This is a genomic window from Alkaliphilus crotonatoxidans (assembly GCF_054658015.1).
The window spans coordinates 510,402-523,719 of record NZ_BAAHXS010000006.1 but is presented as its reverse complement, the minus strand read 5'-3'; the positions used below and the strand labels follow the sequence as shown (position 1 = coordinate 523,719).

At 41.0% G+C, this 13,318-nt stretch carries 11 protein-coding genes; 7 read left to right on the top strand and 4 right to left on the bottom strand.

Annotated elements, in window-relative coordinates:
* Positions 1–30: 30 nt before the first annotated feature.
* Positions 31–561 (bottom strand): dihydrofolate reductase family protein, encoded by a 531-nt coding sequence (locus ACYQ1I_RS14525; protein ID WP_459766556.1) that lies wholly within the window; start codon positions 559–561, stop codon positions 31–33.
* 234 nt (positions 562–795) lie between these two features.
* Here ACYQ1I_RS14525 and ACYQ1I_RS14520 point away from each other — a divergent pair, with 234 nt between their 5' ends.
* From ACYQ1I_RS14520 to ACYQ1I_RS14510, 3 genes are read left to right on the top strand one after another with little or no spacing between them, the layout of a single operon-like run.
* Positions 796–1,254, top strand: coding sequence for a MarR family winged helix-turn-helix transcriptional regulator (locus ACYQ1I_RS14520; protein WP_459766554.1), 459 nt, complete (start codon positions 796–798; stop codon positions 1,252–1,254).
* Positions 1,247–2,977: an ABC transporter ATP-binding protein gene (locus tag ACYQ1I_RS14515; protein WP_459766552.1), complete on the top strand. Its 1,731-nt coding sequence runs from the start codon at positions 1,247–1,249 to the stop codon at positions 2,975–2,977. Before ACYQ1I_RS14520 ends, ACYQ1I_RS14515 begins: the two co-directional genes overlap by 8 nt.
* Entirely contained in the window at positions 2,970–4,793 is a 1,824-nt protein-coding gene (locus ACYQ1I_RS14510) for an ABC transporter ATP-binding protein (RefSeq protein WP_459766550.1), read from the top strand. Before ACYQ1I_RS14515 ends, ACYQ1I_RS14510 begins: the two co-directional genes overlap by 8 nt.
* Positions 4,794–4,818: 25 nt before the next feature.
* On the opposite strand, the gene ACYQ1I_RS14505 is transcribed toward ACYQ1I_RS14510, so the two are convergent.
* Positions 4,819–7,461, bottom strand: a complete 2,643-nt coding sequence (locus tag ACYQ1I_RS14505; RefSeq protein ID WP_459766548.1) for a cation-translocating P-type ATPase — start codon at positions 7,459–7,461, stop codon at positions 4,819–4,821.
* 232 nt (positions 7,462–7,693) lie between these two features.
* On the opposite strand from ACYQ1I_RS14505, the gene ACYQ1I_RS14500 reads away from it, so the two are divergent.
* On the top strand, positions 7,694–8,089 hold the full coding sequence (locus ACYQ1I_RS14500; protein ID WP_459766547.1) for a metal-dependent transcriptional regulator: 396 nt from the start codon (positions 7,694–7,696) through the stop codon (positions 8,087–8,089).
* 35 nt (positions 8,090–8,124) lie between these two features.
* Here ACYQ1I_RS14500 and cobI read toward each other — a convergent pair whose 3' ends face one another.
* Both cobI and ACYQ1I_RS14490 read right to left on the bottom strand, forming a co-directional pair.
* Positions 8,125–8,817 carry a precorrin-2 C(20)-methyltransferase gene (gene cobI / locus ACYQ1I_RS14495; protein ID WP_459766546.1) on the bottom strand — a complete coding sequence of 231 codons (693 nt, stop codon included), beginning with the start codon at positions 8,815–8,817 and terminating at the stop codon, positions 8,125–8,127.
* A gap of 29 nt (positions 8,818–8,846) precedes the next feature.
* Positions 8,847–9,620, bottom strand: coding sequence for a sirohydrochlorin cobaltochelatase (locus ACYQ1I_RS14490; RefSeq protein ID WP_459766544.1), 774 nt, complete (start codon positions 9,618–9,620; stop codon positions 8,847–8,849).
* A gap of 265 nt (positions 9,621–9,885) precedes the next feature.
* Here ACYQ1I_RS14490 and ACYQ1I_RS14485 point away from each other — a divergent pair, with 265 nt between their 5' ends.
* The 3 genes from ACYQ1I_RS14485 to pseC are packed head-to-tail and all read left to right on the top strand — an operon-like array spanning position 9,886 to position 13,318.
* Complete coding sequence (locus tag ACYQ1I_RS14485; RefSeq protein WP_459766542.1) at positions 9,886–10,638, top strand: glycosyltransferase family 2 protein; 753 nt, start codon at positions 9,886–9,888, stop codon at positions 10,636–10,638.
* Position 10,639: 1 nt separating this feature from the next.
* On the top strand, positions 10,640–12,079 hold the full coding sequence (locus tag ACYQ1I_RS14480; protein WP_459766540.1) for a capsular polysaccharide export protein, LipB/KpsS family: 1,440 nt from the start codon (positions 10,640–10,642) through the stop codon (positions 12,077–12,079).
* A gap of 39 nt (positions 12,080–12,118) precedes the next feature.
* The gene (pseC, locus tag ACYQ1I_RS14475; protein WP_459766538.1) at positions 12,119–13,318 is read left to right on the top strand and encodes a UDP-4-amino-4,6-dideoxy-N-acetyl-beta-L-altrosamine transaminase; all 1,200 of its coding nucleotides are present in this window, start codon (positions 12,119–12,121) and stop codon (positions 13,316–13,318) included.

Genomic DNA, 13,318 nt, shown 5'->3' with positions numbered 1-13,318 from the left:
ATGTTTTTTATATACATAATTATATAAGCTTTATTTTTTACTATATTGAATTTCGACAATTTCTCCAATTTGATTAACTCCATCCAGCTTTAAGCTGGTTTTAGGGGTTTCTTCCCGAAACAGGGGAATTCCCTGGCCTAACACAACGGGCATCACATAAATATAGTATTTATCTATAAGGTCTTCCTCCATAAAGGCTTCGATGATTTTTCCGCCCCCTACTATCCATATATCCTTACCATCGGTTTCTCTAATTTTTTCTAAAAGCCTTCTGGGCTCTAAATTAGTGTACTCTATGTCAGCTGTGCTGCCTTTCATACAATTGGAATACACATAGCATTTTTTATTGGGATATACCCACCCCTCTGTATGGAGTTCGTTAATTACCTGCTTATAGGTAGTGTTTCCCATAATAATTGTATCAATACTCTCATAAAAGGCATCATAATCCGGGTCTGGCTCCTGGCTTTGGGACAGCTCATTCAAAAAGTCAATCCCTCCATTTAAGTCCGCTATATATCCGTCCAGGCTCATTGCGATATAAAGTACTAATTTTCTCATTAAATTCCCTCCCTTGCGGCTTGTCCTCCTATTCTATCGAAAAAATCCTCCCATGTCTACTGTATTGACCATAATTATTTCTTATTGCCTTTCAAGCCTTGAAAAAGAAATTACTCTATCTATTTCAAGCATCAAAATATACTTTTCTTTTGCCGGCAATAGTGGTAAAATATAAAAATAGTTAGATACCTAATTATTAGAACCCTTACTATTAAACGAAAGGAGGGTGGCAGCATGTACCAGGAATCAAATCAGACTTACTTTGAAGACTTTCATAGTGCATTAATGAGATTGTTTCGGGCCCATCGCCGCAGAACCCACACAGAGCTTCATAAAATTGGAATTTCCCAGGGGCAGCCTCGTATTCTTAACTATCTCAAGATAAACGACGGTTGTATTCAAAGAGAGCTGGCAGATCATTGTCATATTGAGCCAGCCACGGTAACCAGTATTTTGACCAGCATGGAAAAATCGGGGTTAATTTATCGTGTACAAAATTCAAAGGACAAAAGAATTTTAAACGTCTTTATAACAGAAAAGGGAAAGGACTACCAGCAAAAAATCGAAGCTGTCTTTTTTTCCATTGATGAAGTCTGCTTAAAAGGTTTTTCAGAGGAAGAAAAGCTCCAGACGATCAATTTTTTAAACAGATTTTATGATAATTTATTAAGTGAGGAATCTGAAAATGCTTAAATTACTTAAATATTTAAAGGGCTGGGCAATTCTCTTTGCTATCATTGCCCCATTAATGATGTTTTTAGAGGTGGTAATGGACCTTACCCAACCAAAGCTTATGGCTGATATTATTGATATCGGCGTTGCCAGCGGCGATATTCCCTTCGTTCTTTCCCAGGGCGGCAGGATGCTTCTGGTGGCCCTTCTCGGCCTGATTGGCGGTGTTAGCTGCTGTATTTTCTCTGCCATGGCTGCCATGTCCATGGGTGAAAAATTAAGACAGGCAGTTTTTAATAAAATCCAAACCTTTTCCTTTTTGGAATTGGATCAATTTAAAACATCTTCTTTAATTACAAGGTTAACCAATGACATTACCCAAATTCAAAATATGGTACTGGCTGGTCTAAGAATTATGGTCAGGGCCCCCCTTCTCTGTATTGGCGGCCTGCTTATGGCCTATTCCCTTAGTCCTAGACTTTCAATTGTATTTTTAGTCAGTGTGCCGATTATTGTTTTAACGGTTCTTTTTATTTTTAAGAAATCCTTTCCCCTCTTTTTATCGGTGCAGCAAAAAATAGACAGGGTTAATTTAGTGATGCGAGAAAGCATTTTGGGGGCCCGAGTCGTTAAGGCCTTCACCATAGAAAAACAACAGAACCAACGCTTCGATGGGGCCAATGATTCCTTAATGGAAACCAGTGTACGGGCTCAAAATATTAATATGACCCTATGGCCAATTGTGGTATTAATTATGAATTTTAGCATTATATCCATTCTTTGGCTTGGGGGAAACCTGGTTAATCAAAATCTATTGGAAATTGGTAAAATTATGGCCTTTATCAATTACTTAATTCAAATAATGAATTCATTGATTATGCTGGTTATGCTGGTAATAAACTATTCAAGAGCAAAGGCCTCAGCCGATCGAATCAATGAGGTTCTGAATACTGCCCCTGCCCTTAAGGAACCTAAAAATCCAGTTGAAATAAAGGGCTTTGATATTGAATTCAAAAATGTTTCCTTTAAGTATAACCAGCAGGGGGAAAATGTATTGCAGAATATTTCCTTTACAGCCAGGGAAGGTGAACGGATTGGCATCATTGGCGCCACCGGTTCAGGAAAAAGTTCCTTTATCAGCTTGATTCCCCGGCTATATGATGTTACTGAAGGCCAGGTTTTAATTGGCGGTGTTGATGTAAGGAATTTGTCCCTTAGTGAGCTGCGAAACCATATTGGCATTGTGCTTCAGGAAAGCATATTGTTTTCGGGTACCATAGAGGAAAATCTAAAATTTGGTAATCAAAGGGCGGATTTACGCCTTATGGAGCAGGCTGTCAGGGATGCCCAAGCCTATGATTTTATTGCTTCGGAGCAAAATTCCTACCAAGGAATTGTAGAGCAACGGGGCAAAAACCTTTCTGGTGGTCAAAAACAACGGCTTTCAATAGCTAGAACCCTCATTCGTAATCCTAAAATTCTAATTTTAGATGATTCCTCCAGTGCCCTAGATATGGCAACGGAGTCGAGGCTTCAACAAGCCATTAAGGAAAGAATGACTGCATGTACTGTCATTACCATTGCGCAGCGGATTACCGGTGTGATGGAGGCTGATAAAATCATTGTATTGGATCAAGGGAAAATTACTGCCATGGGTACCCATGAAGAATTGTTAAGCAGCAACGAAATCTATCGTAGTATTGCCATTTCCCAGTTAGGAGAGGAGGTTGTGGCTAATGTCTAATCAAAATAAACAGCCTATGTCAAGGCCTGGCTCTCCCTATGCCGGACGCTTTGCGAAAAATAAGGTAAAGCTAAAAAACCCTAAGGGAACAGCAATGAGGCTCCTTGGCTATTTAGGTAATAAGAAGAAGGCTATGCTCCTGGCTTTTTTACTGGCTTTTATTTCAACCATCGTTAACATTGTGGGAACCCGGTTTAATGGCTATACCATAGACCATTTTATTGCCCTTGGGAATTTATCTGGGTTAGCCAGGATATGTGTTACCCTGGCTGTAATTTACCTTATCAGTGCCATCTCAATCTTCTTTCAAAACAGATTAATGGTAGGCTTTGCCAACCAAACCGCCGCAGAAATTAGAAGGGATTTATATCAAAATATGCAGCAGCTTCCCCTGAGCTATTTTGATACCCATTCCAGCGGTGATTTAATGAGCCGTTTAACCAACGATGTCGATAATATTAACATGACGTTGTCACAAAGTATTCCCCAGTTATTTTCCGGTGTTATTATGATCACCGGAATGCTGGTGGCAATGCTTCTGCTGAGCCCCCTTTTGACCCTGATTGGCCTGGCTGCGACTCCCCTTATGTTTTTATTAACCCGTTTAATCGTTAAAGCCGCCCAGCCCTACTTTGTCAGACAGCAGGAGGAATTAGGCAAACTAAATGGTTATATCGAAGAAATGGTTTCTGGACAAAAAGCCGTACTTTTGTTCTCACAGGAGGAAAAAGTAAAGCGCCAATTTGCTTCAATCAACCGAAGTCTTACGAAAACCGCTGTTTTAGCCCAGGGCCTATCGGGGTTCATGGGGCCGGTTAATAACTTTATTAATAACCTGACCTATGTGGCTATAGCCGTTGGAGGAGGCTTTATGGTCCTTAAGGGTACCGGCATTACAGTAGGCATCGTATTTACCTTCATCTTATATATGCGAAACTTTACCCGTCCCATTAATGAGATTTTGAATACCTTTAACACCATTCAATCGGCCCTGGCTGGTGCAGAGCGGGTGTTTGAAGTCATTGACGAGCCTAAGGAAAAGGACGAGCCCAAGGCCCTTTCTCCTGACCATTTTGATGGCCAGGTGATCTTTGAAAATGTTTGTTTTTCCTATACAAACGACAAACCAATTTTGAAGAATATTAACCTTTTGGCGGATAAAGGTCAAACCATCGCCATTGTGGGTCCCACTGGTTCCGGAAAAACCACCATTATTAATCTGTTGACGAAATTCTATGACATAGACAGCGGAAAAATTTTGATTGATGGCATTAATATTAATCAGATTAAACGTGAAAGCCTGAGAAAGACCATTTCCGTTGTGCTTCAAGACACCTTTCTGTTTTCAGAAAGTGTAATGGAAAACATTCGATATGGCCGTTTAACTGCTACTGATGAAGAGGTAATCGAAGCTGCCAGGATGGCCAATGCCCATTCCTTCATAAAACAGCTTCCCCAGGGCTACAATACTGTTCTATCGGATAACGGAAGTAATTTATCCCATGGGCAGCGGCAGCTGCTGGCCATTGCCAGAGCTATTTTATCCCGGTCATCTATTCTCATATTAGATGAAGCCACCTCTTCCATCGACACCCGGACAGAAATTGCCATACAAAAAGCAATGCTGACTCTGATGGAAGGAAAAACCACCTTTGTTATTGCCCATCGATTAAGCACCATCAGAAATGCAGATTTAATACTGGCAATTAAAGATGGCCGCATTATTGAACAGGGTACCCATGATGCCTTGCTTACGAAAGAAGGCTTTTATGCCCAGCTCTATTACAGTCAGTTTCGTTCAGGGATAGCCCTTTAAAAAAATAGGCAGGCCACCGGCCTGCCTATTTTTCTCGAAAAGGAATAAGACTGTTGATCAAAAATTCCACCAGGGCACAGGCCATCACCAGCGTCCATTCCCTTAGACCCAAGCCGACTGTTTTAAATACCTTAGATAAAAAAGGATGGTATATAACCACAAAGGTTAATAAAAAGGAAGAAAGGGTTGCTCCTAATAAATAAGGGTTTTTTAAGAAGCCTACCTTAAAGACATGGGTATGTTCTGACCTGCATTCAAAGGAATAGAGGATTTCTGCCACAATCAACGTTGCAAAGGCTGTGGTTCTGGCCATTGCCAAATCTCCGTTGGTTTGGTAGAGTACCAACGAAAAGGACAGCAGGGAACTGGCACCAATTAAAGCTCCTGAAATAAAAATGTTCGTCCCCAGCCCCCCAGAAAAAATACTCTCATTTTGCCTTCGAGGAGGCCGCTTCATGATGTTTGCTTCGGGGGGATCAACCCCTAAAGCCAATGCCGGCAATCCATCGGTAACCAAGTTTAACCATAGGATTTGAATCGGCACCAGGGGCAATGGCATTCCTAAAAAGGCCGCTACACCCATCATTAATATTTCCCCTAAATTACAGGCCAACAGATACCGAATGAACTTTCTAATGTTATCGAAAATCATTCTGCCTTCCTCTATGGCGGCTACAATGGTGGCAAAATTGTCATCCAGTAATACCATAGAAGCTGCCTCCTTGGCCACATCTGTTCCACCTTTGCCCATGGCCACTCCAATATCAGCCTCCTTCAGGGCCGGGGCATCATTAACCCCATCTCCTGTCATGGCAACGATATTTCCTTTTCTTTTAAAGGCCTGTACAATTCGTAGCTTATGGGCAGGGGTTACTCTGGCAAAAACTGCAGTTTTTTCTATCCTCTCATCAAGGGCTGCATTACTAAGGCCTTCTATTTCATCCCCTGTCAAAACCCCAGCCGATGTGGTGTTCATACCTAATTCCCTTGCAATGGCCAAGGCTGTAGCCCTGTGGTCACCGGTAATCATGACAGGGCGAATACCCGCTTCAATACAGCTTTTCACTGCTTTTACCGCCTCAGGCCTGGGGGGATCGATCATGCCCTCCAATCCAACAAATATCATGTTTTGCTCTAGCTCATGATCATTGCTTCTTGGTAGCTGCTCCAGCCTTCGATAGGCAAAGGCCAGCACCCGAAGGGCCCTTGAAGCCATTTGATCATTAATATTCAACAACCTTTCCCTGCTTGCAGCTGTCATCAGATTCAAGCCTTTTTGGGTCATCTCTTGGTTTGAGCGACTTATAATTTTATCTGGCGCTCCCTTGGTAAATAAATAATATTCTCCCTTTTCATTTTGACAGATCACGCTCATTAGCTTTCTTTCGGAGTCAAAGGGCAGCTCCATCAAACGCCGGTAACCTGCTGGTCCACCTTGTTTAATGCCTCCCTTCAAAGAAGCAATTAAAATGGCCACCTCTGTGGGATCTCCCTGGAGATCCTTTCCGGTATACACCGCATTATTACACAGACTTCCTATGGTCAGCAGTTGCTTAAGGGGGTGATTCGACATTGGATCAACTGAACTGCCCGCTGATGTGAATTTGCCTTCAAGCCCCCGACCATGTCCTGATACTTCAATTTGTTTGTTATCTAGATAAATTTCCTTTACCGTCATTCGATTCTCTGTCAGTGTACCGGTTTTGTCTGAACAAATAATATTAACGCTTCCCAGGGTCTCTACAGCCGGTAATCTTCTGATCAGAGCCTGTCTTTTCAACATTCGCTGTACGCCAATGGCTAGGGAAACCGTCACAATGGCAGGCAATCCTTCAGGAATGGCCGCCACTGCCAGGCTAATTCCAGATAATAACATATTATATACTGACTCACCATGATAAAGCCCGGCTCCGATAATTAGCAAGCAGATTACCAGACTGATCAGCACCAGCTCTTTGCCAATTTTATTCAGCCTTTTTTTCAAGGGGGTTTCATCAGACTCAACGGTCTGAATCATATGGGCAATTTTTCCCATTTCTGTTGCCATACCGGTTTGAGTCACGATGGCCTTCCCCCGCCCCATGGTGAGGGTTGTCCCCATAAAAAGCATTTCTTTACTATTTAATTTCGTGCCCCCCTGATAGGTCATGGCAGCGGATTTGTCTACAGGGCTTGATTCTCCCGTTAAAATTGATTCATCGGCCTGTAAATTAATGCTTTCAATTAGTCTGCAATCTGCCGCCACCCGATCTCCTGCCTCCAATAACAAGACATCCCCAGGAACCACCTCTCTGGCGGCAATATCTTTTTCCATCCCATCCCGTAAAACCCGGGCATGGGGAGCAGAAAGCTCCTTCAGGGCCTCAAGGGACCGCTCTGTACGGTACTCCTGAATAAAGCCTAAAAGGGCGTTCATCCCTATAATAATCAGGATTGTAAGGGCATCGGCCGTTTCCCCCAGAAACCAGGAGGCTCCGATGGCGGCTATCAATACCCAGGTTATAAAGTCTTTAAATTGACCAAAGAACAATTCAAAAATTGATATTTTTACACTGGTGTCCAGCTCATTGCTGCCATATTCCTTAATTCTGGCCTCAGCCTCAGCCTGTGTTAATCCCCCTTGCACTCTACTGTATTCATATTCCTCCTTCTTTTGTGCCACTGACATACAGAACCCTCCTTATCAACTTGGTGCTAATCTTATATATATTAGAGCCTGTCTTAAAATATGACTCCTTTAATAGGTTCCTTACATAAGCTCCCCATTGATTGCGAAGGTTTTAGATATATGTTAAAATATCAGAAGAATTATCTGTTTCGTTTTTTAGCTTTCTGTATATTAGGCTTTTGGAATTTGACTGAAGTAATATTTTCTACTCAGAATTTGAAGGAGAATAAAAATGGAAAAACTAACTTACGCCATGGAAAATTACCTGGAAGCCATCTATGAGCTTTCTGGGGCAGAAAAAGGGGCAAGAGTAACGGATATTGCCAATAAAATGGGTGTTACCAAGGCCAGTACCAGCAGTGCCATGTCTGTTCTTTCAGAAAAGGGGTTAATAATCAGTAAAAAGTATCAAGAGGTATTTCTTACTCCCAAGGGGCTTAAAATTGCCCAGCAAACCTCTAAAAAGCATCAGCTTATTCTTCATTTTTTTACTGAGGTTTTAAATATCGATTTTGACATTGCTGATGCTGATGCCTGTGCCATAGAGCACGTTATTAGTAAGGAGTCTATTCAGGCCATGGAACAGTTTTTGATCAATTATAATGAAAAAGCTGGTCATAAAAAATAGAGGAGGCTTAAAACTTAAGGCCTCCTCTATTTTTATTATTTTTTCCTGCTCAATATTAAAGTTAAGTAATCATCATTTTCCATAAGTCCTTTAATTCCATCCCTATGAACAATTGCCTCAGGAAAGCCGCACCGTTGAACCAGGAGTGCGTCCTTTTCCATCTGATGCTGCTTTAAATGATTAATTAGACGTTCTTCCCGTTTATACAGCTTCATAAACGCAAAGGCATCTCCAGCTGCCAGGGCTTGATCAATTTTATCATCCTCGGCGTTCATGGGGATAATTGACAATATTTCATTTTTTTCTACCAGGGGTCTGTTGGCCATGGCAGCAGCAGCACAAAAAGAGGTGATTCCTGGAATTGTCTCTACCTCAACGGCCTGATCCAGGGCCTTGAGTATATAGCCATAGGTACTGTAAACAGAGGGATCGCCTAAGGTAACAAAGGCTACATTTTTACCCTGAGCAACCTGGTCTTCTATTATCTGAGCAGCCTTTTTTCCGGCGACTTCAAAGCTCTTCTCCTCAGAAACCATTGGAAAATCTGAATAAACCAATTCTATTTCATCCTTTAAAAAGGATTCAATAATTCGATGGGCAACACCCTTTTTCTCCCGTTTAGTCTGGGGAATCAGTAAGACATCAATACTTTTTAAAATTCTAACGGCCTTGAGGGTCAATAGCTCTGGATCCCCGGGACCTACACCAATACCATAAAATTTAGCCATGTGCTCTTTCCTTTCTAAATTAAATTTATCTAGTTCAATGCATCATTTACGTGCTCTACATAAAGTCTTTGAAATGCAGGATTTTCTCCTATTCCCTTTTCATATGCTTCAACGGAAAAGCCCTGGGATTCCAGTTGATTTTTCCATGCCTCGGGATCATCTCCCAGGAGGTCATTTATGACATGATCCCCCGCTACCACCATAAAGGGCATCAAGATAACACTTTTATAATTGCCTTGCTTCAGTCCATTAATTGAAGCAGTTAATCCCTCTTCAATGGTACCGACAATAATGGGTAAATTTCGTGCCTGTAGATGTTTTTGAAGTATTTGATAGGATTCATTGGCCCCATGATCACTACCGTGACCTACCAATAGTACGCCTTGATCTTCTTGAAGGGCAGGCAATTGAGTTTGGAGTGCATCCACAACCCTTTGGTAGTCAATGTCATCATATAAAAGGGGTTTTCCGAGTCGAAGCTCTACTCCAGGTCTATGTTTAGCTGCCAAGGCCCTTTGAATTTTTTCATATTCAAAGCCTGCCAATAGGTGTAAAGGCTGAACGATAATTCTTTGAAAGCCTTTGTTGATAAGCTTTTCTATGGCTTCCTCCGGGGTATCAATGTGAATTCCCTGGGTTTCCCTCAGCTTTCTGATAATAATATTGGATGTGAAGGCTCTGGCTACATGGTAGTTTTTAAACGTTTCCTCAATGAGCGTCTCTATCGGCTCGATGGCTCTTTTTCTGGCCTTTTCATAACTGCTTCCAAAGCTGACCACTAATATTGCTTCCTTTTTCTCCATGTTTAACCTCTTTTCTTTAGGTATTTCCTCTGGTTAATAACTCAAATTTAAAGCTTGCACTAATTTGTATTATAGCTTAGTTTCATATAAAATTCCAGGCTTAAATTCCCTAAATGGAAGCATTGATACTTCTCAGAGTTAAAAATAAAATCTTCATCCTAACTTAACTGGTTAACAATTGGCATCAATTTTTCATAATATAAACGAAGGAAATTCTAAAGCTTGATATAGGGAGTGATTAACTTTGTGCAAGGTTTCAATTATCATGACAAGCTATAATAAGCCCGCCTTTGTGGGTAAGGCAATTGAAGGAGTCTTAAATCAGACCTTTCCCGATTTTGAGCTCTTAATCATGGATGATAATTCAAATAAAGAAACCCAAAAAGTAATAAAAGGTTATCTTAAAGATCCCCGTATTCAATATTTTCGCAGTAATGTCTCGTCTCTTAAGGAACGAGCTGAAAAAATCAGATATGCCGTCTTAATTAATTATGCCTTAACTAAAATTAAAGGTGAATATGTTTCCTATGCAACCGATGACAATATCTACTGCCCCGATCGTCTGGCCAAGATGGTTCAATTTCTTGATAAAAACCCGGGCATCATGATTGTCTATTCAGGCTCAAAGGTTCAATACATTGACGAGGAAAATGTACTTATTGATACCATTGAGCGTCCAGCCAAGTCAAAAACATGGGTTGCTCCCTGTCAGGTGGATCACTGTTCTATTATGCACAGAAAAAGTATATTACCGATTATATATGAAAAATGGGGTAGCTATTGGGACGAGGACCCAGGATTTTATTTAAGAGGTGATGCAAGATTTTTTTGGCGGCTTAATCATTTTTGGCCCTTTTATCATATCAATGAAGTTTTGGATGAAAATTATATTACTGCTACGTCTCTCCACACTCAAATGTTTTCTGAAGAAAAAAGCGAATTTGCAAAAATGCTGCCTGAACAAAGAACCTGCAATGAATTGAGAGATAGTCTTAGAAAAATAAGGAGTGGTAAATAAAATGAAAAGAAATGAATACCTAGCCAATTATTGGCTGTTATTTTTAGATTTCCTTAAGGTATTTGGAGGGATACGATACAAGCAAATTCCACTGGCCCTTTTAACCAACTTCTATCAACTATTAGATGATTCAGCCAGAAGAGAAATGTCTAAAAAAAGCTTTAAGGATAATTTTTCTATTAAACTGGAAAACAGTCAAATTCAACCCAGCTTTGAGCAATGGATCAGCCCCCTTAAGCAGCCGCCGAAAAAGAAAGCCCTTAAAGGAAAGGTGCTTCTAAATTTCGATTATTTACGCTTTACGGAGGACAATTACCATCGAAATTTTAATAAAGATCAAACCATGATTTTTGCCCGCTGGGAGCAAAAGGAATTTTTAGGCATACCAGTACACTCTATTAAGCATTATCAGGTTGATGTCAACAATGCCGTCAACAAGCTGCTGAAGAAGGCTGATAAAATTTTTAAAACCCTTAAGACCCATCCCATATATGGCAATCAATTTTTTTATGATTACTTTATGAAGCTAATTCCCCAGATGGTGGATATCATAGCTGCTGTTTCAAATTTTTATGAAAGAACCCAGGTCTCTTGCCTGATTGTGGGTACAACAGAGGATTTAATCAGCCGTGTTCTAACCATTATGGCGGGTAGGAGGGGGATTCCCAGTATTTGCATGCAGCATGGTCTGTTAGGAGGAGATGAGGCCTACTTGCCTGTCTTTACCACCAAGGTGGCCATCTATGGGGAATATGAAAAAAAATGGTACCTTGACCGGGGATTAGAGAAAAATCGAATGCTTACCATTGGTCATCCTCAATTTGATGACATATTTACTCAAAAACATATGACCAGGGCAGCTTTTCAAGAAAAATATAAGCTCAACCCCAATAAGACCATTCTTTTATTTGCTACTCAGCCCAATTATGTTAACATGTGGAATGAGTTAATGGATCAGTTGGCCCCCCTGCCTCAGTTTGAAATTATCATTAAACCTCACCCCTGGGAGCTTTCACAAAAAGAAAGGGCCAGAAAGCTTGTGGAAAACTACCAGAACTATGAACGTAAATATAAATCTGTAAAATTTATTACCGATAAAAGGATGAAGCTTTTTGATATTTTGCCCAATGTTGATTTTGTAGTCATTAATTTATCCACTGTAGGAATTGAAGCCATGTTATTTGATAAGCCCTTGTGTATATTAAGTGATAAACCCTTTGCCTACTATGAAAAAATGAGTGATTATCTATACAATTCACCTCAAGAGCTGGCAAAGTTTATCCTGGAATTTTTACAGAATCCTGGGATTCAGGAGCAAGCAAGAAAAAAGAGAAAGGAATTTTTAAACTATGCTTACCCTGCACGAATTTCAGGAATGCTTTTAAAGGATGAAATCTCCAGGCTAATTAAGGAAGTCAATTCGGGCCTGATTGCACCTTGAAAAAACTAAAATCAATGGATATGGAAGGAAGTATTAAAAATGAGTGCTGAAAAATTAGCCATAAATGGTGGCAAGCCCATAAGGAAGGATTTTTTACCCTATGGCAGACAATGGCTGGATGACGAGGATATTTATGCAGTGGTAAATATATTGAAGGGGGATTATTTAACCACCGGGCCAACCATTGAAGCATTTGAAAAGGCCGTTGCCGATTATGTGGGGGCCAGCTATGCTGTGGCCTTTAGCAATGGAACTGCCGCCCTTCATGGGGCTTGCTTTGCTGCCGGCATCAATAAAGGTGATGAAGTGATTACTACCCCCCTGACCTTCGCAGCCAGTGCCAATTGTATTCTTTATCAAGGGGGAGTACCTGTTTTTTCAGATGTAGACCCAATTTCCTATAATATTGACCCGAAGTGTATTGAAGCGAATATCACTGAAAAAACCAAGGCCATTATTCCCGTTGACTACACCGGATTACCTGCGGCCCTTGACCAGATTCAGGATTTGGCCAAAAAACATAATCTGATTGTGATAGAGGACGCCGCCCACGGCCTGGGGGCTCAATTTAAAGGGAAGCCCGTTGGAGCCCTAAGTGATATGACCATGTTCAGCTTTCACCCTGTCAAGCATATTACCACCGGGGAAGGCGGTATCATCACGACAAATAATGAAGGGTATTTTCATCTGCTGAAACAATTTAGAAGTCACGGGATCTGCAAGGAAACCCACCGGCTTAGCCAGAATCCCGGCCCCTGGTATCACGAAATGCAAATATTGGGCTACAACTATAGAATGACAGATATTCAAGCCGCCCTGGGAATGAGTCAATTGAAAAAGCTGGATCGTTTTTTACAAATCAGACGCAAATATGCTCACCTTTATAACGAAGCCTTTTCTGGAATAGAGGGTCTTAAGCTTCCAGTCCACACTGACGAGGCTTTGTCTAGCTGGCATTTATATATTTTACGCCTGGATTTAAAACAGTTTAAGGCTTCCCGCAGGGAAATTTATGAAGCACTGCTGAAGGAGAATATCGGTGTAAATGTTCATTATATTCCTGTATATTATCATCCCTATTACCAGCAGCTAGGTTATTGTAAAGGCCTGTGTCCAAGGGCTGAGGCTTTATACGAAGAAATGATTACCCTTCCCCTCTTCCCTGCCATGACCCTTCGGGATGTAAGGGACGTAATTCAAGGCGTGGAAAAGGTAATTTCCTATTATCATGAAAAGTAA

What these genes read in the sequence shown, in the direction of transcription:
- ACYQ1I_RS14525 (WP_459766556.1), bottom strand. Translation starts at nt 561, where the DNA reads ATGAGAAAATTAGTACTTTATATCGCAATGAGCCTGGACGGATATATA.
- ACYQ1I_RS14520 (WP_459766554.1), top strand. Translation starts at nt 796, where the DNA reads ATGTACCAGGAATCAAATCAGACTTACTTTGAAGACTTTCATAGTGCA.
- ACYQ1I_RS14515 (WP_459766552.1), top strand. Translation starts at nt 1,247, where the DNA reads ATGCTTAAATTACTTAAATATTTAAAGGGCTGGGCAATTCTCTTTGCT.
- ACYQ1I_RS14510 (WP_459766550.1), top strand. Translation starts at nt 2,970, where the DNA reads ATGTCTAATCAAAATAAACAGCCTATGTCAAGGCCTGGCTCTCCCTAT.
- ACYQ1I_RS14505 (WP_459766548.1), bottom strand. Translation starts at nt 7,461, where the DNA reads ATGTCAGTGGCACAAAAGAAGGAGGAATATGAATACAGTAGAGTGCAA.
- ACYQ1I_RS14500 (WP_459766547.1), top strand. Translation starts at nt 7,694, where the DNA reads ATGGAAAAACTAACTTACGCCATGGAAAATTACCTGGAAGCCATCTAT.
- cobI (WP_459766546.1), bottom strand. Translation starts at nt 8,817, where the DNA reads ATGGCTAAATTTTATGGTATTGGTGTAGGTCCCGGGGATCCAGAGCTA.
- ACYQ1I_RS14490 (WP_459766544.1), bottom strand. Translation starts at nt 9,620, where the DNA reads ATGGAGAAAAAGGAAGCAATATTAGTGGTCAGCTTTGGAAGCAGTTAT.
- ACYQ1I_RS14485 (WP_459766542.1), top strand. Translation starts at nt 9,886, where the DNA reads ATGACAAGCTATAATAAGCCCGCCTTTGTGGGTAAGGCAATTGAAGGA.
- ACYQ1I_RS14480 (WP_459766540.1), top strand. Translation starts at nt 10,640, where the DNA reads ATGAAAAGAAATGAATACCTAGCCAATTATTGGCTGTTATTTTTAGAT.
- pseC (WP_459766538.1), top strand. Translation starts at nt 12,119, where the DNA reads ATGAGTGCTGAAAAATTAGCCATAAATGGTGGCAAGCCCATAAGGAAG.